The organism is Sphingopyxis sp. RIFCSPHIGHO2_12_FULL_65_19, assembly GCF_001830555.1.
Taxonomy (GTDB): Bacteria; Pseudomonadota; Alphaproteobacteria; order Sphingomonadales; family Sphingomonadaceae; genus Sphingopyxis.
Genome location: NZ_MIAM01000041.1, coordinates 17,388 through 40,882, shown reverse-complemented (window position 1 = coordinate 40,882; position 23,495 = coordinate 17,388). Strand labels below are relative to the sequence as shown.

General features: G+C 64.3%; 24 protein-coding genes. 7 read left to right on the top strand and 17 right to left on the bottom strand.

All coding sequences use genetic code 11. The annotated features are described in order from the left end of the window. Positions 1-19 precede the first annotated feature (19 nt). Positions 20-937 (bottom strand): LysR family transcriptional regulator, encoded by a 918-nt coding sequence (locus tag A3E77_RS11845; RefSeq protein ID WP_293646131.1) that lies wholly within the window; start codon positions 935-937, stop codon positions 20-22. 100 nt (positions 938-1,037) lie between these two features. On the opposite strand from A3E77_RS11845, the gene leuC reads away from it, so the two are divergent. Genes leuC through A3E77_RS11830 form a run of 3 tightly spaced genes read left to right on the top strand, consistent with a single transcriptional unit; the run spans position 1,038 to position 3,980 of the window. After that, positions 1,038-2,474 (top strand): 3-isopropylmalate dehydratase large subunit, encoded by a 1,437-nt coding sequence (gene leuC / locus A3E77_RS11840; protein ID WP_293646129.1) that lies wholly within the window; start codon positions 1,038-1,040, stop codon positions 2,472-2,474. Then, the gene (gene leuD, locus A3E77_RS11835) at positions 2,474-3,094 is read left to right on the top strand and encodes a 3-isopropylmalate dehydratase small subunit (protein WP_293646127.1); all 621 of its coding nucleotides are present in this window, start codon (positions 2,474-2,476) and stop codon (positions 3,092-3,094) included. The genes leuC and leuD overlap by 1 nt, the downstream gene beginning before the upstream one ends. Beyond that, positions 3,084-3,980 carry an alpha/beta fold hydrolase gene (locus A3E77_RS11830; protein WP_293646125.1) on the top strand — a complete coding sequence of 299 codons (897 nt, stop codon included), beginning with the start codon at positions 3,084-3,086 and terminating at the stop codon, positions 3,978-3,980. The genes leuD and A3E77_RS11830 overlap by 11 nt, the downstream gene beginning before the upstream one ends. A gap of 6 nt (positions 3,981-3,986) precedes the next feature. Here A3E77_RS11830 and fahA read toward each other — a convergent pair whose 3' ends face one another. Both fahA and A3E77_RS11820 read right to left on the bottom strand, forming a co-directional pair. Next, positions 3,987-5,297, bottom strand: coding sequence for a fumarylacetoacetase (fahA, locus tag A3E77_RS11825; protein WP_293646123.1), 1,311 nt, complete (start codon positions 5,295-5,297; stop codon positions 3,987-3,989). After that, positions 5,294-6,523, bottom strand: coding sequence for an amino acid aminotransferase (locus A3E77_RS11820; RefSeq protein ID WP_293646121.1), 1,230 nt, complete (start codon positions 6,521-6,523; stop codon positions 5,294-5,296). Before A3E77_RS11820 ends, fahA begins: the two co-directional genes overlap by 4 nt. Before the next feature lie 94 nt (positions 6,524-6,617). Between A3E77_RS11820 and A3E77_RS11815 the strand changes: the two genes are divergently transcribed. Then, positions 6,618-7,097: an Lrp/AsnC family transcriptional regulator gene (locus A3E77_RS11815; RefSeq protein WP_293646119.1), complete on the top strand. Its 480-nt coding sequence runs from the start codon at positions 6,618-6,620 to the stop codon at positions 7,095-7,097. Positions 7,098-7,218: 121 nt separating this feature from the next. Here the strand turns inward: A3E77_RS11815 and A3E77_RS11810 are convergent, their stop codons facing one another. Genes A3E77_RS11810 through ectA form a run of 7 tightly spaced genes read right to left on the bottom strand, consistent with a single transcriptional unit; the run spans position 7,219 to position 14,483 of the window. Beyond that, the gene (locus A3E77_RS11810) at positions 7,219-8,586 is read right to left on the bottom strand and encodes an MFS transporter (RefSeq protein ID WP_293646117.1); all 1,368 of its coding nucleotides are present in this window, start codon (positions 8,584-8,586) and stop codon (positions 7,219-7,221) included. A 3-nt stretch (positions 8,587-8,589) separates the two neighbouring features. Further along, positions 8,590-9,846, bottom strand: coding sequence for an MFS transporter (locus A3E77_RS11805; protein WP_293646115.1), 1,257 nt, complete (start codon positions 9,844-9,846; stop codon positions 8,590-8,592). A gap of 21 nt (positions 9,847-9,867) precedes the next feature. After that, a complete protein-coding gene (locus A3E77_RS11800; protein WP_293646113.1) occupies positions 9,868-11,307 on the bottom strand; it encodes an aspartate kinase in 1,440 nt (479 codons plus the stop codon). Beyond that, positions 11,304-12,224, bottom strand: coding sequence for an ectoine hydroxylase (thpD, locus tag A3E77_RS11795; protein WP_293646111.1), 921 nt, complete (start codon positions 12,222-12,224; stop codon positions 11,304-11,306). Before thpD ends, A3E77_RS11800 begins: the two co-directional genes overlap by 4 nt. 28 nt (positions 12,225-12,252) lie before the next feature. Continuing rightward, positions 12,253-12,654, bottom strand: coding sequence for an ectoine synthase (locus tag A3E77_RS11790; protein WP_293646109.1), 402 nt, complete (start codon positions 12,652-12,654; stop codon positions 12,253-12,255). Between the two features lie 16 nt (positions 12,655-12,670). Further along, positions 12,671-13,978, bottom strand: a complete 1,308-nt coding sequence (gene ectB, locus A3E77_RS11785; protein ID WP_293646107.1) for a diaminobutyrate--2-oxoglutarate transaminase — start codon at positions 13,976-13,978, stop codon at positions 12,671-12,673. A gap of 1 nt (position 13,979) precedes the next feature. After that, positions 13,980-14,483, bottom strand: coding sequence for a diaminobutyrate acetyltransferase (gene ectA / locus A3E77_RS11780; RefSeq protein ID WP_293646241.1), 504 nt, complete (start codon positions 14,481-14,483; stop codon positions 13,980-13,982). A gap of 265 nt (positions 14,484-14,748) precedes the next feature. On the opposite strand from ectA, the gene A3E77_RS11775 reads away from it, so the two are divergent. Further along, on the top strand, positions 14,749-15,228 hold the full coding sequence (locus A3E77_RS11775; protein ID WP_293646105.1) for a MarR family winged helix-turn-helix transcriptional regulator: 480 nt from the start codon (positions 14,749-14,751) through the stop codon (positions 15,226-15,228). A gap of 52 nt (positions 15,229-15,280) precedes the next feature. Here the strand turns inward: A3E77_RS11775 and pth are convergent, their stop codons facing one another. The 7 genes from pth to A3E77_RS11740 form a co-directional block, all read right to left on the bottom strand. Continuing rightward, the gene (gene pth, locus A3E77_RS11770) at positions 15,281-15,850 is read right to left on the bottom strand and encodes an aminoacyl-tRNA hydrolase (RefSeq protein ID WP_293646103.1); all 570 of its coding nucleotides are present in this window, start codon (positions 15,848-15,850) and stop codon (positions 15,281-15,283) included. A 66-nt stretch (positions 15,851-15,916) separates the two neighbouring features. After that, a complete protein-coding gene (locus A3E77_RS11765; RefSeq protein WP_293646101.1) occupies positions 15,917-16,552 on the bottom strand; it encodes a 50S ribosomal protein L25/general stress protein Ctc in 636 nt (211 codons plus the stop codon). 110 nt (positions 16,553-16,662) lie between these two features. Continuing rightward, complete coding sequence (locus A3E77_RS11760) at positions 16,663-17,505, bottom strand: TraB/GumN family protein (RefSeq protein ID WP_293646099.1); 843 nt, start codon at positions 17,503-17,505, stop codon at positions 16,663-16,665. Positions 17,506-17,558: 53 nt separating this feature from the next. Beyond that, a complete protein-coding gene (locus tag A3E77_RS11755; protein WP_293646097.1) occupies positions 17,559-18,512 on the bottom strand; it encodes a TraB/GumN family protein in 954 nt (317 codons plus the stop codon). A 71-nt stretch (positions 18,513-18,583) separates the two neighbouring features. Continuing rightward, positions 18,584-19,195: a hypothetical protein gene (locus A3E77_RS11750; protein WP_293646095.1), complete on the bottom strand. Its 612-nt coding sequence runs from the start codon at positions 19,193-19,195 to the stop codon at positions 18,584-18,586. Between the two features lie 4 nt (positions 19,196-19,199). Continuing rightward, entirely contained in the window at positions 19,200-19,400 is a 201-nt protein-coding gene (locus A3E77_RS11745; protein ID WP_058803043.1) for a helix-turn-helix transcriptional regulator, read from the bottom strand. Between the two features lie 220 nt (positions 19,401-19,620). Further along, positions 19,621-19,947: a UrcA family protein gene (locus A3E77_RS11740; RefSeq protein WP_293646093.1), complete on the bottom strand. Its 327-nt coding sequence runs from the start codon at positions 19,945-19,947 to the stop codon at positions 19,621-19,623. A 277-nt stretch (positions 19,948-20,224) separates the two neighbouring features. Here A3E77_RS11740 and A3E77_RS11735 point away from each other — a divergent pair, with 277 nt between their 5' ends. Continuing rightward, on the top strand, positions 20,225-21,106 hold the full coding sequence (locus A3E77_RS11735) for a glycine--tRNA ligase subunit alpha (protein WP_293646239.1): 882 nt from the start codon (positions 20,225-20,227) through the stop codon (positions 21,104-21,106). Continuing rightward, a complete protein-coding gene (glyS, locus tag A3E77_RS11730; protein ID WP_293646091.1) occupies positions 21,103-23,460 on the top strand; it encodes a glycine--tRNA ligase subunit beta in 2,358 nt (785 codons plus the stop codon). Before A3E77_RS11735 ends, glyS begins: the two co-directional genes overlap by 4 nt. Positions 23,461-23,495 lie beyond the last annotated feature (35 nt).

Below are 23,495 nucleotides of genomic sequence, written 5' to 3'. Positions count from 1 at the left end.
CCGGCTCTCGACCGGGCGCTCAGGCGGTTTCGGTCTTCAGCCGGTTCTTCAGCATCGACCAGAAGGCCTCGACGCTCGGGCTCCGCCGCGCGATAGGCTTATAGATGCGAATCTCGATCGGGACATGCCAGCGTGCATCGCCGGCGGCGACGAGGCGGCCGCTTTCAAGGTCGGCCGCCGCGACGCTCAGCGGCGCCCAGCACACGCCGCGTCCATCGCGCGCCATCGACAGCAGCGCGGTCGCCATATGCGAACGGAATACGGTGCGAAGTGAGGCCGAGCCGGCCGATATGACCTGCGCGGCCTGCAAGATGCGGCCCATTCCCGACTTTTCCTCAAACTCCAGATAGGGAAGCGGGCGGTTCCCATCGCCGGGCAGCAGGTGCGTCGGCGACCCGTCGCCCAGCGGGGCGGTCACCGGCATCAACAGGTCCTCGCCCAGCGCGAGGGAGGTAAAGCCCGCGGGGTCGAGCCGATGCTGCGCCGCCGTGTGGTGGTGGCACAGTAAAAAGTCGGCCTTGCCCTCCAGCATGAAGCGTTCGCACGCCACCATATGGTCGGCGATCAGCGTGATCGTGCCCGCTTCATGGCCGTCGTGCAGGCCGCGGAGCCACGGCGGGAAAAAGGTCGTCGATAGCGCATGGGTCGAGGCGAAACGGATTTCGTTGCTGAGCGTGCCGCCGATTTCGCGGACATGGTCGCGGCCCAGCGTCAGGCGCCGCATGATCTCTTCGGCAAGGACACGGAACGCCTGGCCCGCTTCGGTCAGCGCGATGCGGTGCGTGTCGCGGTCGACCAGCGTTGCGCCGACCCAATCCTCCAGCGCGCGGATGCGGCGGCTGAACGCCGGTTGCGTCAGGTTGCGCGCTTCGGCTGCGCGGGAAAAATTGCCTTCATCAGCGAGCTTGATGAAGTCTTCGAGCCACATGATATCCATCTGAATCCACTCATCGCATCAATTGATACTGTCCCGGCATTGGCTTCGTCTGAACCGCTGACGGTAATCCCTGCCCGCGAAACCGCAGAAAGGGATAGGAATGTCGGCGCCAAAAACGCTCTATGACAAGATCGTCGACGAACACCGCATATTATCATTCGACGAATCCGGCGCGGCTGGCGAACGATTATTGCTCTATATCGATAGAACGGTGCTGAACGAATATACAAGCCCCCAGGCATTCAGCGGCCTCCGCGCTGCCGGTCGGACGCCTTGGCGGCCCGCGGCGTCGCTGGGCGTGGTCGATCATGTCAATTCGACGAACCCCGACCGGGCGGCCGGCGAGCTTGACCCCGGTGCACGGCGGCAGATCGAATATCTCGGCGAAAATGGCCGCGATTTCGGGATCGAAATCTTCGACCTCTTCGATCCGCGGCAAGGGATCGAGCATGTCGTGATGCCCGAACTCGGCCTCGTGCTGCCAGGTATGGTGATCGCCGCGGGGGACAGCCATTCGACGACCTATGGCGCGTTCGGTGTGGTGGGTTTTGGTATCGGCACATCGGATATCGAACATCTGTTGGCGACGCAGACGCTTGTCTATCGACGCCTTCGGACGATGCGGATCACGATCGACGGCGCGCTGGCGCCGGGCGTGACCGCGAAGGACATGATCATGGAAGTGATCCGGCGGATCGGCGCCGACGGCGCGGCCGGACATGCGGTGGAATTTGCCGGTTCTGCGATCGACGCGCTGGGCGTCGAGGCGCGCATGACGATCTGCAACATGGCGGTCGAATGTGGAGCGCGCGTTGCGCTGATGGCGCCCGACGACAAGGTTATCGCCTATATTGCCGGTTGCCCGCGCGCGCCGTCGCCCGCCATGCTCGCAGCCGCGCGCGCCGAATGGTGGGCACTCCGCAGCGATCCGGGCGCGCGCTTCGACAGGGAGATTGCGCTCGGCGCCCACGATATCCCACCGATGGTCAGTTGGGGCACCAGCCCCGATCAGTCGCTGGCGATCACCGGGGTCGTTCCCAATCCCGAAGACATCCCCGCCGAGCGGCGCGCCGACGCGGTGCGAGCGATGGCCTATATGGATTTGGCGCCCCAGACGCGGCTTCAGGACATCGCGATCGATCGCGCCTTTATCGGGTCTTGCACCAACGCGCGCCTGACCGATCTTCGCGATGCGGCGCGGATATTGAAGGGGCGGAAAGTGGCGCCGGGCGTTCGTGCGATGATTTCGCCGGGCAGCAGCGAGGTTCGCCGCGCTGCCGAGGCCGAGGGCATCGACCGCATCTTCATCGAAGCCGGGTTTGAATGGCGCCGGTCGGGCTGCTCGCTCTGCCTCGCGATGAACGACGACAGCCTTGCGCCGGGCGAACGCTGTGCATCGAGTACCAACCGAAATTTCGAGGGCCGACAGGGGATCGGCGGGCGGACCCATTTGATGAGCCCGGCAATGGTCGCGGCGGCGGCCGTGACCGGAAAGCTCGCCGACGTGCGAACGCTCGCCGCGGAGGACCGTATCTGATGGACGGCTTCCTTTGCGTGTCGGGCCGCGTCGCAGCAATGCCCGCCGCCAACATCGACACCGACGTCATCATGCCCAAGGCGTTCCTGAAAGGAATCGATCGGTCGGGGCTGGCGGCCGGTCTTTTCCACGACCTCCGCTTCGACGAAAGTGGCGCGGTGCGGGGCGGCTTCATCCTCAATCGCCCGGACATGGCGGAAACGCGATTCCTGCTCGTCGGACCCAATTTTGGCTGCGGCTCGTCGCGCGAACATGCGGTGTGGGGGATGCTCCAATATGGTATTCGCGGAATCATCGGTTCTTCCTATGGCGCGATCTTCGCGGACAATGCGGCGAACAACGGCCTGCTGCTGCTGTCCTTGCCGACAGCGGAGGTCGCCGCGATCATGGCGGAGCTCAGCGACGATGCTGGTGAGATGACCGTCGACCTTGAAGCACAGCGGATCGTGACCGGGCGCTACGACGCCGGTTTCGATATTGATCCGGCGAACCGGCGGGCGCTGATGCTCGGGCTGGACCGGATCGGCGAGACGATGGCCCACGCCGAAGAAATCCGGTCGTTCGAGAAGGCCTATCTCGACCGCAAGCCCTGGCTTATGGGTGGCGGTGATGAGCGTTAATGCCGCATATCCCGAACTCATGCCGGGCTTCCGCTGGCAGGACGTCGATGCCGATGGCGTGCGCATTCGCGCCGCGGTTGGCGGATCGGGGCCGCCGCTGCTCCTCCTTCACGGCCATCCGCAGACGCACCTGACGTGGCACAAGGTCGCCCCCGACCTCGCGAGACGATTCACCGTCGTGGCAACCGACCTGCGCGGTTACGGCGACAGCGAAAAGCTTCCGGGCGATCCGGCGCACGCGAATTATTCCAAGCGTGCGATGGCCGCCGACCAGGTGGCAGCGATGGCGGCGCTCGGCTTCGATCGTTTCGACGTCGTCGCGCATGACCGCGGCGCACGCGTTGCGCACCGCATGGCGCTCGACCATCCGCAGTGCGTCGCGCGGCTCGCCTTGCTCGACATCGCGCCGACCGCGACGATGTATGCCCAGACGAACCGCGAATTCGCCACCCGATATTTCTGGTGGTTCTTCCTGATCCAGCCGTTCGACCTGCCCGAACGGATGATCGCGGCCGATCCCGACCATTTTCTCGACCGCCACCTTGCGGGACAGATCAAGATCGGCGGTTCGCTCGATCCGCGCGTCGTCGCCGAATATCGCCGCTGTTATCGCGACCCCGCGACGCGCCACGCGATCTGCGAGGATTATCGCGCGGCGGCGAGCATCGACCTCGACCATGATGCTGCTGATGAAGCGCGCCGGATCGAAGCGCCGCTGCTGCTGCTCTGGGGGGATTATGGCACGGTCGGCGAACTGTTCGACGTCATGGACAGCTGGCGGCCGAAAGCCTGTGACGTGCGCGGCCATGCGCTGCCGTGCGGGCACAGCCCGCAGGAAGAGGTGCCGGACCTCTTGCTGAGCGAACTCGACGCGTTTCTGACCTGACCCCCGTCAAGCGGGGCAGCGCGCAGGCAGGATGACGGCGCGGCATTCGCCAAAACCGATCGGCACGAAACCGTCGGCCTTCGCGACCGCGCGCATGACAATCTCGTCCCCATCGGCTAGGAAAGCGCGGCGTTCGCCACCGGGCAACAGAAGGGGTTCGGTCCCGCCCGCCGTGAGTTCGAGCAGGCTGCCGAAGCCTTCGCGATCGGGGGCTGAAATTGTCCCCGTGCCAAGCAGGTCGCCGGGATTCAGGTTGCAGCCGTTCGATGCATGGTGCGTCACGATCTGCGCGATCGTCCAATACATATTCGTCGCGGGACCGCGGCTCAGGCGAAAAGCGTCGATTCCCTTCGCGCGCATCGCGGCGGTGGACAGAAACACTTCGAGCGTCACGTCGAACGCGCCAAGAGCCTGATCGTCGGCATCCCAGAGATAAGGTAGCGGCGGGGGGTCGCCGTCGGGGCGCGTCGGCTGCGCAATGCGAAAGGGGGAAAGCGCCTCGGCCGTGATCACCCAGGGGGCAATGGTCGAATGGAAATTCTTGGCGAGGAACGGCCCGAGCGGTTGATATTCCCATGCCTGGAAATCGCGCGCCGACCAGTCGTTGAACAGCGACAGGCCAACGATGTGACGCGCCGCATCGCCAATCGGGATCGGCGCGCCGAGTGCATTGCCTTCGCCAATCCAGACGCCGAGCTCGAGTTCATAGTCCAGCCGCTGCGTCGGCTCGAAAATCGGCGCGGCGGATTCGGGCGGCTTGCGCTGACCGTACGGGCGGACGACCGGCTCTCCGGCCGGCCGCACCGACGACGCGCGCCCATGATATCCGATAGGCACATATTTATAATTGGGCAGCAGCGGATTGTCGGGCCGGAACTGCCGCCCGACATTGCTGGCATGATGGATGCCGACGTAAAAGTCGGTGTAGTCGCCGATCCGCGTCGGAAGCTGCATCACGCTGTCGGCCGCAGCATAGAGCATCGGCGTCAGCGCCGCTTCATACGCGGCATCCGACAGCAACACGCTCAACCTGTTCCGCAGCGCGCGGCGGTGTTCGGGGGTGAGCGCCATCAGCGCGTTGAGCGCATCGCCGTTGCACGCAGACGCCGCCCTTTCGGGCAACAGTCCCGCTGCCGCCGCAGCGCGAAGATCGAGTATCGCGTCGCCGATCGCCACGCCGGGGCGGGCGGTGCCATCCGGGGGCGCAAAGACCCCATAGGGCAGGTTCTGGACCGGGAAGTCGCGATGTCCGTTTGCCGATTCCACCCAGCTGGTCCGCGCCGGGTCGTGCGTGGTGTCGATGGGTGGGCGCGTCATGGGGTGGTCGATTCGGCGTCGAGGTGCGGCCGAAGCGCGTGCGCGAAAAACGGCACTGTTTCGGCACGCAGGCCCGCGATGTTGATGCGTCCGTTCGCCGCCATATAGATGCCATGCTCTTCGCGCAGCGTCGCGACGGATGCGGGTGTCAGCGGCAGCATCGCGAACATGCCGCGCTGGTCCGCGATCGCCGACAGCCGGGGATGGGTGGCCGCAAGGGCTGTGCGAAGACCGTTCAGGCGGACGCGCATGGCCTCTAGCTCATGCTGCCAGTCGCGTCGCAACGCCGCATTTTCCAGAATCGTGCGGACGATCGCGGCGCCATGGTCGGGGGGCATCGACCAAAGGCTGCGCGCCAGCGACAATATGTTGGTGCGAACGCGTTCGGCGATGGCGCCGTTCGCCGACAAGGCCCAGAATGCGCCGACGCGCTCGCGATACAGGCCGAAATTCTTGTCGCAGCTATACGCCACCAGCGCGGTCGGCAGCGCGGCGAACATCATCCGCGTCGCCGCGGCGTCCTGCGCCAGCCCATCGCCCAGACCCTGATAGGCCAAATCGATGAAAGGAATCAGGCCGCGACTTGCGCACAGTTCGGCGATCGCGCTCCACTGTGCGGGCGTCAGTTCTGCTCCGGTCGGGTTGTGACAGCAGCCATGCAGTAACAGGATATCGCCCGCGCGCGCCTCGGTCAGATCGGCAAGCATCGCATCGAAGTCGATGCCGCCCGTCGCCGCATCGTAAAATCGGTGGCTGCGTGTCGCCAGCCCGGCTTCGGCAAAGATCGGCGCGTGATTGGGCCATGTCGGGGCGCCGATCCACACCCGCGCGGCGCGATCGGCGCGCGCGACAAGTTCTGCGCCAAGGCGGAGTGCGCCGGTGCCGCCCGGCGTCTGGACGCCGTGCAGACGTTCATCCGCGGGCCGGTCCCCGAACAGGACGCCACCGAGCAGCGCGGCATAGGTCGCGTCGCCCTCCGCACCGAGATAGGCCTTCGTCATTTGCGTTTCCAGCAAAGCCGCTTCGGCCGCTTTCACGGCGCGCAGGACTGGCGTGGTTCCCGCGTCGTCGCGAAACACACCGACGCCGAGGTCGATTTTTTGGGGTCGTTCATCCGCCCGGTGAAGCGCGATGAGACCGAGCAAGGCGTCGGCGGGCTGCGTTGCCAATGCGCCGAAAGGCAGTCCGGGCGAAGTGGCGGGGGCGGGGAGCGTGTCGGATATCATTCGCGAAATATCGCAAGATAACGGCAAAAAATCTTTTCAAACAACGTAGATTTTGGAGTTTGATGGAGAAGATATTTCGGATAATTGTCAAAATATGAATGAAATAGTCAAACTCGATCCGCTCGATCGTCGCATCATCGACGAATTGCAACGCGATGGTGGGCAGAGCAATGCCGACTTGGCCGACCGGGTGGGCAGTACCGGGCCTTCCTGTTGGCGTCGCATCAAGTCGCTGGAGGCGGCGGGCGTTCTGGCAAAGAATGTGTGGCTTGTTGATGCGGCGCGGGTCGGACAGGGCGTCAACGTCCTTTGCAACGTCCGACTGAAAAGTCATTCGGCCGAACATACCGAATTGTTTGAAAATTTCGTCCTGGCCCAGGACCGGATCATGGAATGCCTGTCGATGTCGGGCGAATGGGATTATCAATTGCGCGTCATCGCCACCGGCGTCGGCGATTATGAAGCGTTTTTGATGCATAGCCTGCTCAGGAACGACGCGGTCGCCGGGGCTTCGTCGCACTTCGCGCTCCGGGTCGTCAAATATCAGACGGCCGTTCCGCTTCCGGGCGGCTGAACCCGGCACGACCCTTTTGGAGTCTTGAGCTTGGGCCCCATCGCCAACCCAATTGGATCTCCTTGGCCGCGCTCGGTCGATGGCGATCAACCGGGCCGAATGTGCATATCGCTGGCGCCGGCTACGCGGCGCCTCTCTCGTTTTCGCGGCCTTGCCGGTTCGGCGCGAAGGGGTCGTCGCGAAGGGATCGCCCCGCAGTTTCCGGCATGAAGCGCAGGGCGACCAAGCCAATCAGGCACGCAAGCATCATATAATAAGCGGGCATGAGCGGGTCGCCGGTCAGTGTGATCAGGCCGCTGCCGATCATCGGCGCGGTGCCGCCGAAGATCGAGGTGGAGATATTATAGGCGATGGCGAAACCCGCGAAGCGGACCGCGGTCGGGAACATCGCCGGAAAGGTCGCCGAGATCGTCGCCAGTTGCGGCACATAGAGCAGGCCGAGCAGCAAGAAGCCGGCGACGGCTCCCGCAAAGCCGGTGCCGATCAGCATGTACAGCGGGACAACGCCGATCAGCAGGCCAGTGAGCGACCAGCGCCACATCGGCCTGCGTCCCACATGATCGGACAAGGCGCCAGCGAATGGCACGACGACCATCATGAAGACCATGCCGATGATGGGCACGATCAAGGCCTCCTGGTTCGACAGGCCGATCCGTCGCTGAAGGTAAGTGGGCATGTAGCTGAGCAGCGAATAGTTGACGACATTGAGTGCGACGACCAGCCCGCCGACGACAAGCAACGGGCGCCAGTGACCGCGCAACATCGCGACCAGACCGGGGGGTTTTCGGCGTTCTGCCGCCGCCATCTCTTCGCGAAAGATGGGCGTATCCTCCATTTTCGAGCGGAGATACATGCCGATAAGCCCGATCGGCCCGGCAATCAGAAAGGGGATGCGCCAACCCCATTCGTGCATCGCCTGATCGCCAAGGTGCAGAGAATAGCCCAGCATAAGCGCGGCGCCGAAGGAGAAGCCCGCCAGCGTCCCGAATTCGAGGAAGCTGCCATAAAAGCCGCGGCGGTCGTCGGGGGCATATTCGGCCATGAACGTCGCCGCGCCGCCATATTCTCCGCCGGTCGAAAAGCCTTGCAGCATGCGCAGGAGGATGAGCGCGGTGGGTGCCCAGAATCCGATCTGGTCATAAGAGGGGATCAGGCCGACAGCGAAGGTCGCGCCCGCCATCAGCAGGATCGTCATCGCGAGCACCGACTTGCGGCCGATCCGGTCGCCGAGCGGTCCCCAGAACAGCCCGCCGAGCGGCCGGACGAGGAAGGAGATTGCGAAGGTTGCCAGCGCGAACAGCACCGCGTCCTCGGTATCGCCGGGGAACAGCGCGGCCGAGATATAGGTCACGCCATAGGCATAGATGCCATAGTCGAACCATTCGACCGCATTGCCGAGCGCCGAGGCGCCGACCGCCCGGTGCAGCTCCGAGGGCGCTGGAAAGGGCGGCGGGTGGCCCGGAGCGTGAACGATGTCTGGTTTTTCCATATGTTACCTGCTTGTCGGGTCGGCCGATTGGATGGATGAAGGGGAAGGGCCTGCCGGATCGAGCAGCGCGGCGACGGGCGTCGTTCGCGGAAGGATCTGGAAGTCCTGCTGCTCGTCGTCGGGCACTGAGTTGGTGGTCGCGAGGCGCCAAAGCCCAAAGCCGAGCATTGCCGCCGCCGCGGCCGCAATGAACAGGAACAGCCCGCCCGCGCCGGTCAACGACATCACGGCTGCGGCGCCGATCGGGCCGAGCGCCGCGCCGACCGAATAGAGGAGGACGAGTTGGCCGCTAGCGGCAACGCGTTCTGACGGAAGCAGGCGGTCGTTCACGAACGCGACGCACAGCGGATAGAGCGCGAAGCTGAGGCCACCGAACCCGGCGCCCAGAACCAGGAGCAGGCTGCCCGACGGTGCCGTGCCGAGCGCAAGGCTGACCGCGAGTGTCGCCGCGACACAGGCGATGATGATGCGCCGTCGGTCATAGCGGTCGGACAGGCGTCCAAGCGGCCATTGCAGCGCGACACCGCCGAGGATCACGATCATCATGAAGGTGGCTGTATCGGCGAGACCAAGGCCGATCCGCCGGGCGTATATGGCGGCGAGGCCGTAAAAGGCGCCGAGGATCAATCCCGTCATACCCGCGCCTGAAACCCCCAGCGGCGATGCCGCGAACAGGCGCCTGAGGGGCAGCGAAGCCGCACCCTCCAGCGTCGGCGCGGCGCTGCGCGTCAGGCAGACCGGGATGATCGCAAGGGTGATCAGGATCGATGCCAGCTCAAACGGGATATGGGGCGCGGTGTTGCTTGTACGGAGCAGCAATTGACCGAGCGCCTGCCCGGAATAGAGGGCGACCATATACCAGGCGAGTATGGTTCCGCGCGCGCGCGAGGCGGCGCGATCGTTCAGCCAGCTTTCCACACAGATGAAGACGCCCGCCACGCATAGCCCGTCGATCAGGCGCAGCATTCCCCAAAGCAGCGGGTGCTGGAACAAGGCATAGGTGAGTGTGCTGGCCGAGAGCAGCGCGACGAAGGCGGCGAAGGCGCGAATATGTCCGACGCGCCGCAAAACCTCGCCTGCGCGCATCGCGCCGATCACCAGTCCGGCGAAATAGGCGGTTGCGACCAGGCCTATGACCATCGTCCCGCTGCCCGCGCGCTCGAGCCGCAGCCCGATCAGCGTCGACAGAAAACCGCTGCCCGCCATCATCACGAAAATCGCGACGAGCAGGCTCCGAACAGGCAGAATCATTGCAAACATCGGCTGGTTTCGGTCGCCGCATCATGCGGCGCGCCGATCCTCCCCAGTTTTCACATCGCCTTCGACGAGCGCCTTGTGCAGCACGCGCACCGCGGCATCGAAATCCCCGCTCTCGATGATGAACTGGACATCGACGTTGCGGATCTGGTGTTGCAGCGCGATCATGCCGATACCGGCATCGTCGAGCGCGCGCAGCGCGTCGGGTACCATGCCGGGGCGCGCGATGTCGCTTCCGATCGCCGACACCATCGCCACCGGCTGGGCTGAAATGGCTGCTTCCGGATATGCCTTTTGCAGGTCGGCGATGACATTCTTCACCACCTCGGCGCTCGCCGACAGATAATGGGTGATCGTGTTGGCGTTCGATGACTTGCTGACGATCCAAACGCGATGGCGCGTCAGCGCATCGAGGATCGCGGCGTCATAGCCCTTCATTCCGACCATATCCTGTTCAAAAAAGGTCAGCGCCTGCATCTGGCGGATGCCGGTAACGATCTCGACCCGCGGGACGTCGGAGACATAGCCACCCGTCACCAGCGTGCCTTCATCCTCGCGGTCGAAGGTGTTGCGAACGCGCAGCGGAATGTCGGCCTGGCGCAGGCCGCGCCCGGCGCCGGGATGGATCGCCTCCATCCCCAGGTTTGCAAGCTGGTCGGCGACATCGTAATTGGTGCGGCCGATCTTGCGCGCCTTGTCCTCGCCGACCAGCTTGGGGTCGGCGCTCGACAGGTGGAATTCCTTGTGGATGATCGCCTCGCGCGCGCCGGTCAGTACGGCGAGGCGCGAAAAGGTCATTTCGGTATAGCCGCGCGCATAACGCCGCACCATGCCGCCTTCGCACCCGGCATAGCCGGTGACGATCGGCATCGTCGTTGCGAGGTCGATGGCGGCGAAGGCGTCGCCGATCCGTTCGTCGAGACTGCTAAGGTCTTCCTGGTCCCACAAGGTCAGGTCGACGAAGCGCGCGTTCACATCGCGGTCGCGCAGCAGTAGCGCGGTGCTGTGCGCGCTATGTGCCTCGCCGATCCCGGCGAGCAGCTCGCGCACCGTCATCAGTTGCTCCTTGACGCAGAAGCGGCCGTGCGCGCGCAGGCGAGCCAGGTCGTCGAGGCATGCCGCGACCGTCGCGATGCGCGTATCGACGAAGGCATCGGCCTCGGCACGGCTTTCGGGCCGCGCGAACATCGCCGCGTTGCGTGCCTGCATCGCGCGGCGGACGGCTTCCATCGCCTCGCGCCAGCCGCCCGCATCCTCGTCGGCGACGAAGCGGCCATAGACGCCTGGCGCGCCGCTCTTCTTGTTCTCGAGCAGCAGGTCGGTCATCCCGGCATAAGCCGAAACGACAAAGATGCGGTTATACAGGTCGGCGCCCGCGCGCCCCGCGATCAGCACATTGTCGAACAGGGTTGCGGTGGCGGCCATCGACGTGCCGCCGATTTTCTCGACGCTGTGCCCGGTCATGCCGGCACCGTATCGGCGATCGGGCCGTGCGCGATCGCCAGCGGCTCGGGTTCGCCGCGCCGCGCAAGGAACCAGGGGCGCGGCTTGAGGGCGCCGAACGGATTTTCGAGCCGGTTGCTGACCGCATTATAGACAAGGAAGGCATTGGCGCGCGGGAAGGGCGTGATGTTGCCATTCGACCCGTGCATCAGGTTGCAGTCGAACAGGATCACCGTTCCGGGCTTGCCGGTTGGCGCAACGATGCCGTGCTTGTGCGCGAGTTCGGCGAGGCTCTCCTCGTCGGGCACGCCATATTCCTGTTTTTTGAGCGAGCTCAGATAATGGTCGTCGGGGGTTTCGCCGACGCAGGTGAGGTAGGTGCGGTGCGACCCCGGGATCACCATCAGCGGCCCATTGTGCGGGGTGTTCTCGGCCAGCAGCACCGACATCGACAGAGCGCGCATCCGCGGCATGCCGTCCTCGACGTGCCAGGTCTCGAAATCGCTGTGCCAATAAAACTCCTTGCCCGTGAAGCCGGGTTTGTAGTTGAGGCGCGACTGGTGGATATAAACCTCGTCGCCAAGCAGGAATCGCGCGACGTCGGCAAGCCGCGCATCGGCGGCGAGCCGCCCCATCACCGGGCTTTGCGCATGGATCTCGAAGATCGAGCGGATCTCCTTGCTTTGCGGCTCGGTGACGATCGTGTCGTCGTCGAGCGCCGCCGGATCGGCGAGCAGCTTGCCCGCTGCCTTTTGCAGGAAGGCGACTTCGTCGGCCGAGAAAATATCCTCGAGCACGATATAGCCGTCGCGGTCGAACTGCGCGGCCTGGCGCGCGCTGATCGGCGCGTCATTGCTCCATTCACTATGGACGACGGGGTCCTGCCGCGGCCGCATTTCGGCCTCGGCGGCGTGGCGTGAGGGGTAGAGGTCTTGCATCGGACGCCTCCCTTTCTGTTTATGGCTGTCAGTCGGCGGCGACGAGGTCGGCGTCGGCCGGATAGGCCCCGCTTTCGTCGTGCACTTCCTTGCCGGTGACCGGCGGGTTGAACGCGCAGGCGGTCAGAATATCGGTTTCCGGGCGCACGATATGCCGGTCATGCTCGTTGAGCGCATACATCACTCCGGGTTCCAGCCGATGGACCTCGCCCGTTCCCAGGTCTTCGATGGTCCCGGTGCCCTTGAGCACGAAGACGGACTCCAGATGGTTCTGATAGTGCATCTTGAGCTCGGTGCCCGCGAACATGGTGGTGACGTGGAAGGAAAAGCCCATGCCATCGTCTTTCAGCAGCATGCGGGCGCTTGCCCAGCCGTCCGAACGGACGTTGCGGTCGGATTTGCGGATATCGCCTAGGTTGCGAACGATCATATATCTATCTCCTGTGTCATTCGGCGGCGACGGCGTAGTCGGCAGCCATCGCCTCGCGGATCTTGGTTTCGAGAATGTCGAGCCCGGCGGCGAGCACCGCGTCGTCGATGACGAGCGGCGCCAGCACCTTGATCACCTCGTCATGCGCGCCGCTGGTCTCGATAATCAGGCCGGCGTCGAAGCAGGCGGCGGTCACGGCAGAGGCAAATTCGCCCGAGGCGACGTTGACCCCGCGCATCATGCCGCGGCCGCGCACCTCGAAACCATGCTCGGCAGCGATACGGCCCAGCCGCATCGCAAGCAGCTCGCCGCGCCGTTCGACGTCGCGCTGGAAATCGGCGGAGCCCCAGAAATGACGGAGCGCGGCGGTGGCGGTGACGAAGGCGTGATTGTTGCCGCGGAAGGTGCCATTATGCTCGCCCGGCGACCATTGATCGAGTTCGGGGCGCAGCAGCGTCAGCGCAAAGGGCAGCCCCATGCCTGACAGCGATTTCGCCAGCGTCACGATATCGGGGGTAAATCCCATATCCTCGAAGCTGAAGAAACCGCCGGTGCGGCCGCAGCCCGCCTGGATGTCGTCGACGATCAGCAGCGCGCCGTGCGCCTTCGCGATCTCGGCAATCCGGCGCAGCCATTCGGGCGACGCGGCGTTCAGCCCGCCTTCGCCCTGCACCGTCTCGATCAGGATTGCCGCGGGCGCGTCGAGGCCGCTCGAAGGGTCGGCGAGGCGCTGTTCGAGCAGGTCGGCGGTATCCACCTCGGGGCCGTAATAATCAAAATAGGGTTCGTGCGCGACGTGGCTGAGCGGCACGCCCGCGCCGCCGCGTTTGGTGGCGTTGCCGGTGCAGGCGAGGGCCCCCAGGGTCATCCCGTGGAAGCCGTTGGTGAAGGCGATAACCATTTCGCGGCCCGTCACCTTGCGCGCAAGCTTGATCGCGGCTTCGACGGCGTTGGTGCCGGTGGGGCCGGTGAACATCACGCGATGGTCGAGCCCGCGCGGTTTCAGGATCAGTTGCTCGAAGGTGGCGAGGAAATCGCGCTTCGCATGGGTGTGCAGGTCGAGCCCGTGCGCGATGCCGTCGGCGGCGATATAGTCGAGCAAGGCCTGCTTCAGAATCGGGTGGTTGTGCCCATAGTTGAGCGTCGAGCAGCCCGACAGGAAATCGAGATAGCGCCCGCCCTGGTCGTCGTGCATCCACACGCCTTCGGCCTTGCCGAACTGGCGCGGCATCGAGCGGGCATAGCTGCGCACCGCCGATTCGCGGCGCTCATAGATAGTCCTGTCCGGAATCGCGCCGGACGGCTGGGGTGTCGTAATCATCATCTTATCCCTGTTCTGCGTGGATATGTTTTCGATCGATCGGCCCGATGCGGGCCAGATATTCGGTTTCGTGTGCGCCGGCGAAGTGCGTCTCGCGCTCGAACAGCGCATCGCGTTCGAGCGCCACGCCCCAGTCGCGGGCCAGGCCGCGGAACAAGGCCCATGACGCTTCATTGTCGCCGGTCACGGTCGTGATCATGTGCGTCGCGCTTTGCTGCGCGGACCGAGCCATCAGCGCCGTGATCATCCGGCGCGCCAGTCCTCGCCCGCGCCCTTCGACCGCCACGGCGACCTGCCAGACGAAAAAGGCATCGGGGTCGGATGGGGGGCGATAGCCCGATACCCAGCCGACGATCCGACCCGATTTTTCGGCGATGATGCAATGATCCGCAAAATGCTCGCACTGAAGCAGGTTGCAATATCGCGAGTTGCGATCGAGCGGAGGGCAAGCCGCGATCAGCGCCGTGACCGCCGGACCGTCCGCAGCGACCGGCGCGCGAAACTCCATGTCGTCCTTCGTGCGGGATATCGGGTCCAATTCTGTCGGGGGAGGCAATGACTCTTCGTCTTTTTGCCGATCTAGTATCTTTCGTCTCCTGAAATAATATGCAGCGGAATCGCATCGCCACAGAATGGATAGGTCGCAAATATAGGCGCATCTGATGTTCAGGCAACCCCGCGGCGCCAATTATATTTCCGTTATCGAAATAAATCATGGCTGCGGAGCCGATGAAATTGATTGCGTCCATGTCTCCAGCGGCTACCAGTCCTCGATGGAGTCAGAGATTGCCAATGCGACGCTAAGGGCCCTGCGGCGTGTGCTTCGGGCGACCGAGGGCGGAACCCGCAGGCTCGCAACGGCGACGGGCCTCACGCCATCGCAGCTGTTGGTTCTGCGCGAGATCGATGCGGGCGACGACGTTACGCCGGGGCTGGTTGCCCAGCGATTGCAGTTCAGCCACGCCACCATCACGGCGATTGTCGACCGCCTAGTTGCGCTCGACCTCGTGAGCCGGACGCGCAGCGAGCAGGATAAGCGACGGATGCTGATGAAGGCGACCGACGCAGGCCGCCGCCGCCTCTTGGAGGCCCCGGACATGCTTCAGGTGAAATTCGAGACCGCGTTTGCCGTGCTGCCCGGCTGGGAACAGGCGATGATATTGGCGGGCACCGAGCGGTTGGCTGACCTTCTTGGCGCGGGCGACGCGGACGCCGCGCCTCTGCTCGACGCCGGAGAGATCGACCGCGAATGAGCCGGGGATGACCTTCAGCAATCGGCTTGCGTCTGACCGCTTCCGGGGGACGTCAGCCGTTCAGGCGTAGCGCGAGGTCGCTCTGGAACCGGACGTCGTCGCCGTCGACCAGCCACTTGGCTTCGGCCGCGATTGCACCGAGCAAGTCGATCAGCGGCTCCATCTCGCTCTTGTGATAATTGCCGAGCACATGGCCGGTGACGCGGTCCTTGTGCCCCGGATGGCCGATGCCGATGCGGACGCGGCGAAAATCTTCGCCTATATGCTGGATCATCGACCTTATGCCATTATGGCCGGCCGCACCGCCGCCTTGCTTCACCTTGACCTTCATCGGCGCCAGGTCGAGCTCGTCGTAAAAGGCGGTGACGTCCTGCGGCGCCAGCTTGTAGAAATCGAGCGCGGCGCGCACGCTGCGTCCGCTTTCGTTCATATAAGTGCCGGGTTTGAGCAGCAGGATGCGCTGCGATCCGATGCGACCTTCCTGGACCCAGCCCTGGAACTTCTTGGCAGGGGCGGTGAAACCATAGAGGTCGGCGATGACGTCGGCCGCCATGAAGCCGACATTGTGACGGTGCATCGCATATTGTGGCCCGGGATTTCCAAGGCCGACCCAGAGCTGCATGAACCTGCCTTTCCCGGGTCCGGTGGAAACGCCCCTCCCGCTTTGGGGAGGGGCGATCCAAAATGCTTAGGCTTCTTCGCCGCCTTCGGCAGCTTCGCCTTCGTCCTTCGTCGTGTCGCCGTCGCTCGACTTGAGCGCCGACGGGGCAACGATGGTCGCGATGGTGAAGTCGCGGTCGGTGATCGCGCTTTCGACGCCCTTGGGCAGGGTGACGTTGCTGATGTGGATCGAATCGCCGACGTCAAAGCCGGTGACGTCGATCGCGATCTCGTCGGGGATCTTGTCCGCGTCGCAGACGAGTTCCAGTTCGTGGCGAACGATGTTCAGCACGCCGCCGCGCTTCAGGCCCGGCGAGGCTTCCTCGTTCTGGAACGAGACCGGCACGGCGACCTGCACCGTGGCATCCTTGGCGATGCGCAGGAAGTCGGCGTGGATCGGACGATCCTTGACCGGGTGGAACGCGACGTCCTTCGGCAGGGTGCGGATGGTCTTGCCCCCCACTTCGATCATCACGACCGAGTTCATGAAGTGACCCGTCATCAGCTGCTTCATCAGCAGCTTTTCTTCGACGTGGATCATCAGGGGTTCTTCCTTGCCGCCATAGACAACGGCGGGGACACGACCTTCACGACGCAGGTCACGCGAGGCTCCCTTGCCTCCGCGTTCGCGCGTCTCGGCCGTCAGCGTCAGCTGATCGCTCATGTTCATTCTCCGAGAAACAGTTACACAGTTCCGCCACGCCTCCAGGGATGACCATGACGGAAGCGGCGGCGCTTAGCGGGGAACCGACGGAAATGCAAGCGCTTCGGCGCCTATTGCACCCGGATGACCCTCATACCTCCGGCCTCCAGCATCGCGGGCACGCCGTCCGTGCCGACCAGGTGCCCCGCGCCAACCGCCATCAACACCGTCCCCGGCTGCGCCATGCGCTTTTGAACCCACGCGCTCCAGCGTCGGTTTCGATCGGTCAGGATTGCCTTGCGCGCCGCGGGGACGGCGTCGATGTCCTCGTTGATCACCTTCTCCAGCGCCGCAACATCGCCGCGACCCCAGGACGCGGTCAACGCCCCGACGTCCTTCACCGCGCCGTCGGCCTCTTCTGCCGCGCGCACGAGCAGCGCGCGCTGTGTCGCCGGGTCCAGCGTTTCAAACAGCATCAGCTGCTCCCGCGCGGTTTCAAGGCCGCCGATCGCCTTGTTCGCGTCTTCAAAAATGTCGGTCAGCCGCGTTTCGACGCCCTCGGCGGGCGACAAGTCGGCGTTCTGCGCGACGCGCTGCCCCATCAACACCATCACCGCCCAATCGTCGAAGCCATCGGCGCTGAAGCCGCGTCCGCTCGCTTCGAGCGCGCGATAACCCGTCAACGCCTTGCCGGAAAGCCGCGATTCGATGGCGAGCGGAGGCTCGCGCGGGGCGAGCTCATGAAAGACCTCGCCCGCCCGCGCCAATTCGGCGGGCGGCAGTTCGAGGACCAGCTCGTCCGCCGCGTCGATCGCGCCGGCGACCTGTCCCCCGGTCCAATCGGTGCCGCGAGGCAGCGCGTGCATCGTGCCCAAAAGAAAGATGCGCGTGTCGGCGTCCGCGACCAGCCACATCGCGGGCCGCGCCTGGGTGTCGGTTTCGGCAGCGGAGCACGCCGCCAGCAGCAACGGCAAAAGGGCCGCCGCGATGCGGCGACCCCCTAGTCGGGATCGGGCGGCGTCGCCGATCAATATTTGACCCGTTTCGCCGTCAGTCCGCGGTCTTTCAGATAATCCTGAACGCTTTTTTCGCCGGCCAGATGGCCTGCCCCGACAGCAACAAAGACGGTGCCGGGCTGGTCCATTCGCGTCTTGATCTGGTCGGCCCAGCGAGCGTTACGATCCCACAGCAATGTTTTTGCCAGTTCGGGCGTCGCGGCCAGGCTTTCGTTCATCGCCGTCGCCAGGCCATCGGGATCGCCCTTGGCCCACAGCAGAACCATCTTGTCGAGCTGCGGCCCCAGCTTGTCGAGATCCTTGACCACCGAGTTCAGGAAGGCGACCTGCTGCGTTTCGGGCAGCGTGTCGAAGAAGCCCAGCTGTTCGGTAAAGGTTTCAAAACCGGCGATCGGCTTGCTCTTCGTTTTAGCAAGGCGCGTGAGCTGTTTTTCTGCGCCCTGTTCGGGGTCGTAACCCAGCTTGGTCAGCGGCAGCATCGACAGGGTGATGGCGGGAAACCACGGCTCGAACATGTCGAACTGCGCCGCGGGCAGGCCGACGCTCGCCATCGCGGCCTGATAGGCGGCGAGTTGTTCGGGGTCGAGGCGCGACGACAGCGTCTTCCCGGTCTGGTCGATCGCGAGCGGCATCATGTCCTTCGCGACCTGGGCCTGATCCTCGGGCAGCACCATCTCCAGCATCAGCTGGTCGGATTTGTCGAACGCCGTCTTCACCGCTTCGTCGAACCAGCTGAGGCCGGGTTTCAGCACATGCACGGTGCCGAAAAGATAGATGGTCGTGTCCTTGTCCTTCACCACCCACAATGCCGGGTCGGCGTCGGTGGTGGCGGCAGGCGTTGCCGGCTCGGCCGTCGCGGCGACGGGTTCGGCGGCCTGCGCCGCATTGCTGCCGGGGATCATCGCGCATTGTGCAAAGGGGATGACCGCGCAGGTGGCGGTGAGCATCTTGAAGAATTTTTTCATGGGAAAGCCTTTCAACATAGGCCCTTGTGGCCGGTCGAAGAAAAAAAGGGGAGGGGGAATCGGCGGAACGCTCAGCGAAATTTGAACCAGAGATAGACGAGCGCATTGACGGTGAGCGATAGCGCGAAGAGCGGCATGACCTCTACCGGCGGCGCGACGTTGGCCCGCCACAGGACCCACCATACGGGGCACGGAAATACAAAGGCGTAGAAACCCGCAAGGCCGCCGATATGATGGGCCATCCGCTCATGATCGTCGACCGAGCGCTGGTAGATGATCAAAGCGACCAGCAGGCCGAATACCCAAAGAGCCGACAGTGCGATCGCCAGCGCGGGGGTTAATGCGCTGTCCGACATCAGGTCGGCGTTGCCATGGGACTGAAGCAGGATCGCGGACACGAGGCCCAGGGCGCCCGCCAGCACCAGGCTGATCCAATATAGCCGTTTGCGCGGCGACCATTGCCGGAACCAGGCCGCATGGCGGCGCACGTAGAAGGCAAAGGCAATGGCGCCCAGCGCAATGGCGATCATCGCACTGGCCCATGGCGCCAGCGCCGAATGGCCCTGGTCGGCGCGCGCTTCGCTATAGCCGGCAAAAATGCCCGCCAGCAGCGCGGTGCCAACAAAGATCGCAATCGGCCAGCCTATTCCGGGTTTGCCGCGATGCTGCGGATCTTTGGTCATCATCTTATCCTTCATGGCCGTCATCGAAAATCTCCTCGATCGGCATCTCGAACAGCCGCGCCAGCTTGAACGCCAGCGGCAGCGACGGGTCATATTTTCCCGTTTCGATCGCATTGACCGCCTGCCGCGACACATCGAGCCGGTCGGCAAGCTCGGCCTGGCTCCAGTTCCGCATCGCGCGCAGCACTTTCAATTTATTGTTCATCGGCGCCTCGCCAGCATGTCGGTCGGGGTGGTCATACACATCCCATAGAGCATCGAAATGGCGGGGAAGCGAAAATCTTGTCCGCCCTTCGGAAGTGCGAAGGGTGCCCGCTGCCAAGCGGCTGGAGCGCTCCCGCCAAAGGGGAGGGAACGCTCCAGCCTGGATCGCCGGCCGTCACCGGGGAGGAGGCGGCCGGAACCCAAGGGCTCAACCCCACGGATCAGCGTGCGGTCTCGACCATCAGCAGCGCCAGCTGCGTGCCGCTTTGCGCCTGTGCGATGGCGCGTTCGGCCTGCGGTGCGGCGTTCGCCAGCGCGGCCGCGATGCACGCCGGTTCGCGGGCGTTTTCGGCGGTGCTGCGAAGGCCTGACCGGCACAGGCGGCGCGCGGCGCTTTTCAGGCGGGTGTCGAGGCGTTCGCGGTCGGCGGCGCGCGTCAGGTCCAGGTCGCTGGTCGACACGGCAGCAGTCGGCACATCGGTCTGCGCAGCGGCGGGAACCGCGGCAACGCTGAGCGAAAGGGCGAGGATCAGGGTGCGGTTCATCATGTCTATATCTCCTTGGTTGATCGGCGTCGTGGTCATGTTGACCTGTCTGTATGTCAGGTATGCATGACTATATGTCGTGATTCGCTGACTATGTCAACAACGCCTTACAAAAAGTTCTGGATACCTGACTGCCGTCGGCGTTTTCGTAAGCGGCTGCACGGCGCGGAGCCTTGACCCTGCGCCGCCGCTGGGCCAATGCGGCGGCGATTTTTGCACCTGCGAAGGAATACCGGCAGTGGCCGACGGGGCGGACAAGACACCACTCAGCTTTCAGGACATGATCCTGACGCTGCATAATTATTGGAGCGCGCGCGGCTGCGCGATTTTGCAGCCCTATGACATGCGCGTGGGGGCAGGGACCTTTCACCCTGCGACGACGCTGCGCAGCCTCGGCCCCGAACCGTGGAATGTCGCCTATGTCCAGCCCAGCCGCCGCCCCACCGACGGCCGCTATGGCGAGAACCCGAACCGGCTTCAGCATTATTACCAATATCAGGTGATATTGAAGCCGTCGCCCGCCGACCTGCAGGAACAATATCTAGGGTCGCTGGCCGCGATCGGCATCGACCCGCTGCTCCACGACATCCGTTTCGTCGAGGATGATTGGGAATCGCCCACATTGGGCGCATGGGGACTGGGTTGGGAAGTCTGGTGTGACGGGATGGAAGTCACCCAGTTCACCTATTTCCAGCAAATGGGCGGCTTTGACTGCAAGCCCGTCGCGGGTGAGCTGACCTACGGGCTCGAACGCCTCGCCATGTATATCCAGAATGTCGACAATGTGTACGACCTGCGCTTTTCCGACCCCGTCGGCGACGTGCCGGGGGTCAGCTATGGCGATGTGTTCCTCGAGAACGAAAAGCAGTTTTCGAAATGGAATTTCGAGGTCGCCGACACCGACACCTTGTTCGCGGGCTTCAAGGCGGCCGAAGAAGAGTGCAAACGCGCGATCGAAGCGAATGTGCCCTTGGCTGCTTATGACCAGGCGATCGAGGCGAGCCACCTCTTCAACCTGCTCCAGGCGCGCGGCGTGATCAGCGTCCAGGAACGCGCCAATTACATGGCGCGCGTCCGCGATCTCGCCAAGGGCAGCTGCAAGGCATGGATCGACAGCCAGTCGGCCGCGTGGACCGCGAAATATCCGGGGTGGACGCTGTGACCGACTTTCTTCTCGAACTGCGCAGCGAGGAAATTCCGGCGCGGATGCAGGCCGGCGCGCGCGCCGAACTGGAAAAGCTGTTTCGCGCTCAGATGTCCTCCGCGGGCATCGAGGCGGGCGATCTCACCATCTGGTCGACCCCGCGCCGCCTCGCGCTGATCGCGAAGGGCCTTCCGCAAGCGACCGCCGCGGTCAGCGAAGAACTCAAAGGCCCGCGCAGCAGTGCGCCGCCGCAGGCGCTCGAAGGCTTCCTCCGCAAGACCGGCCTGACGCAGGATCAGCTCGAAGACCGCGACGGTGTGTATTTCGCCGTGATCGACAAGCCCGGCCGCGCGACCGCCGAGGTGCTGGCCGAGGCGATCCCCGCGATCATCCGCGCCTTCGCCTGGCCCAAGTCGATGCGCTGGGGCAAGGCGAGCGCGAGCAGCGAAAGCCTGCGCTGGGTGCGCCCGCTGTCGGGCATCGTCGCGATCTTTGGCGAAGAGCTGATCCCGTGTGAAGTGAACGGAATTTCGGCCGGTTTCGCAACGCGCGGCCACCGCTTCCACTGCCCGGGCGAGATCACGATCGGTTCGGCATCGGACTATGCCGAGAAGCTCCGCGCATGCCACGTCATCGTCGACCACGAAGAACGCCAGAACATCGTCCGCGACGGCGCCGCCAAGGCCGCGGCCGACGCCGGGCTGAGCCTCGTCGCGGACGAGGGGCTGGTGATCGAGAATGCCGGGCTCACCGAATGGCCGGTGCCCTTGCTCGGCCGCTTCGACGAGGCCTTCCTCGAAGTCCCGCCCGAGGTCATCCAGCTCACCGCGCGCGTAAACCAGAAATATTTCGTCGTGAACGATGCGGGCGGCAAGCTCGCCAACGGTTTCGTCTGCACCGCGAACATCGACGCGGTCGATGGAGGGGCGGAAATCGTCGCAGGCAACCGCAAGGTGCTCGCCGCGCGGCTATCGGATGCGCGCTTCTTCTGGGAACAGGATCGCAAGACCAAGCTGGAAGATCACGCCAAAAAGCTCGACCGCATCACCTTCCACGAAAAGCTGGGCACGGTTGCCGACAAGGTCGAGCGGGTGGCGAAGCTGGCGCGGTGGCTGGTCGAGGAAGGGATTGTCACCTCCGGTTCCCCGGCGAAGGCCGGGGCCCAGAGCGGCACAGAACAAATGGCAGCGTCAGCCAGCCCTGGACCCCGGCCTTCGCCGGGGAACACGAAAGAGCTGGCGGACCAGGCCGAACTTGCGGCCCGTCTGGCAAAGGCCGACCTCGTCACCGAAATGGTCGGGGAATTCCCCGAATTGCAGGGCCTGATGGGCGGCTATTACGCCCGCGCCGAAGGTCTGCCCGATGCCGTCGCCGACGCGATCCGCGACCATTACAAGCCGGTGGGGCAAGGCGATGATGTGCCGACGGCGCCGGTGACGGTGGCTGTGGGACTGGCGGACAAGCTGGATACGCTGGCCGGGTTCTTTGCGATAAACGAAAAGCCAACGGGTTCGCGGGACCCCTTCGCGCTCCGCCGTGCAGCGCTTGGCGTAATTTCAATCATTCAAGCCAACGAATTGCGTTTGTCCGTTTCGATGCCCTTAGCAGCCGCTCTGGCGACACTAGTTGGGAAATCGACTGCGTCCGCAGACCGGTTCTCCCTTGAAATTGGCGTGCAGCAACTCGAAGCGGCCGGCGTTCAATTTTCCGACGAATCTAGAGAAAATCTCCGTCAAGTTGTGATGAAGAATGCTTTGGATCGTGCTTCGCCCATCTACGATCAGATAATTCAACCTACGATTGTTGGCATCATCGTGTTCCTCGCCGACCGCCTCAAGGTCCAGCAGCGCGAAGCTGGCGTGCGCCACGACCTGATCGACGCAGTGTTCGCGCTCGGCGGCGAAGATGATCTCGTTCGCCTGCTCGCCCGCGTGAAGGCGTTGCAGGCGTTTATGGCGAGCGATGACGGGGCGAATTTGCTGGCGGGGTATAAGCGCGCCGCGAATATCCTGAAGCAGGCGGGACAAGGCAATTCCCCGGCGAAGGCTGGGGCCCAGAGCGGAGAAGCGCTGACGTCTGTGGATGGCAGCACTGGACCCCGGCCTTCGCCGGGGAACATGACAGGGCATGACGCCGCGTTGCTCGCCGCTCTCGATACCGCTGAGCCCGCGGCCTCCGCCGCGGTCACCGAGGAACGCTTCACCGACGCCATGGCCGCGCTCGCGAGCCTCCGCGCGCCGATCGACGCCTTTTTCGATGGTGTGATGGTCAACGATCCCGACGAGGATGTCCGCGCCTATCGCCTCAACCTGCTGTCGCGATTTACCGGCGCGGTGCATGGCGTGGCCGATTTCTCGAAGATCGAGGGGTAAACCGACCTTCCATTCCCGTTCGTGTCGAGCGAAGT

What these genes read in the sequence shown, in the direction of transcription:
- A3E77_RS11735 (WP_293646239.1), top strand. Translation starts at nt 20,225, where the DNA reads ATGATCCTGACGCTGCATAATTATTGGAGCGCGCGCGGCTGCGCGATT.
- A3E77_RS11820 (WP_293646121.1), bottom strand. Translation starts at nt 6,523, where the DNA reads ATGATATCCGACACGCTCCCCGCCCCCGCCACTTCGCCCGGACTGCCT.
- A3E77_RS11845 (WP_293646131.1), bottom strand. Translation starts at nt 937, where the DNA reads ATGGATATCATGTGGCTCGAAGACTTCATCAAGCTCGCTGATGAAGGC.
- A3E77_RS11790 (WP_293646109.1), bottom strand. Translation starts at nt 12,654, where the DNA reads ATGATCGTTCGCAACCTAGGCGATATCCGCAAATCCGACCGCAACGTC.
- fahA (WP_293646123.1), bottom strand. Translation starts at nt 5,297, where the DNA reads ATGACGCGCCCACCCATCGACACCACGCACGACCCGGCGCGGACCAGC.
- A3E77_RS11740 (WP_293646093.1), bottom strand. Translation starts at nt 19,947, where the DNA reads ATGATGAACCGCACCCTGATCCTCGCCCTTTCGCTCAGCGTTGCCGCG.
- A3E77_RS11755 (WP_293646097.1), bottom strand. Translation starts at nt 18,512, where the DNA reads ATGAAAAAATTCTTCAAGATGCTCACCGCCACCTGCGCGGTCATCCCC.
- A3E77_RS11805 (WP_293646115.1), bottom strand. Translation starts at nt 9,846, where the DNA reads ATGTTTGCAATGATTCTGCCTGTTCGGAGCCTGCTCGTCGCGATTTTC.
- A3E77_RS11815 (WP_293646119.1), top strand. Translation starts at nt 6,618, where the DNA reads ATGAATGAAATAGTCAAACTCGATCCGCTCGATCGTCGCATCATCGAC.
- A3E77_RS11800 (WP_293646113.1), bottom strand. Translation starts at nt 11,307, where the DNA reads ATGACCGGGCACAGCGTCGAGAAAATCGGCGGCACGTCGATGGCCGCC.
- leuD (WP_293646127.1), top strand. Translation starts at nt 2,474, where the DNA reads ATGGACGGCTTCCTTTGCGTGTCGGGCCGCGTCGCAGCAATGCCCGCC.
- ectA (WP_293646241.1), bottom strand. Translation starts at nt 14,483, where the DNA reads ATGGAGTTTCGCGCGCCGGTCGCTGCGGACGGTCCGGCGGTCACGGCG.
- A3E77_RS11765 (WP_293646101.1), bottom strand. Translation starts at nt 16,552, where the DNA reads ATGAGCGATCAGCTGACGCTGACGGCCGAGACGCGCGAACGCGGAGGC.
- A3E77_RS11775 (WP_293646105.1), top strand. Translation starts at nt 14,749, where the DNA reads ATGGAGTCAGAGATTGCCAATGCGACGCTAAGGGCCCTGCGGCGTGTG.
- thpD (WP_293646111.1), bottom strand. Translation starts at nt 12,224, where the DNA reads ATGCAAGACCTCTACCCCTCACGCCACGCCGCCGAGGCCGAAATGCGG.
- A3E77_RS11830 (WP_293646125.1), top strand. Translation starts at nt 3,084, where the DNA reads ATGAGCGTTAATGCCGCATATCCCGAACTCATGCCGGGCTTCCGCTGG.
- pth (WP_293646103.1), bottom strand. Translation starts at nt 15,850, where the DNA reads ATGCAGCTCTGGGTCGGCCTTGGAAATCCCGGGCCACAATATGCGATG.
- leuC (WP_293646129.1), top strand. Translation starts at nt 1,038, where the DNA reads ATGTCGGCGCCAAAAACGCTCTATGACAAGATCGTCGACGAACACCGC.
- A3E77_RS11810 (WP_293646117.1), bottom strand. Translation starts at nt 8,586, where the DNA reads ATGGAAAAACCAGACATCGTTCACGCTCCGGGCCACCCGCCGCCCTTT.
- A3E77_RS11745 (WP_058803043.1), bottom strand. Translation starts at nt 19,400, where the DNA reads ATGAACAATAAATTGAAAGTGCTGCGCGCGATGCGGAACTGGAGCCAG.
- ectB (WP_293646107.1), bottom strand. Translation starts at nt 13,978, where the DNA reads ATGATGATTACGACACCCCAGCCGTCCGGCGCGATTCCGGACAGGACT.
- A3E77_RS11750 (WP_293646095.1), bottom strand. Translation starts at nt 19,195, where the DNA reads ATGACCAAAGATCCGCAGCATCGCGGCAAACCCGGAATAGGCTGGCCG.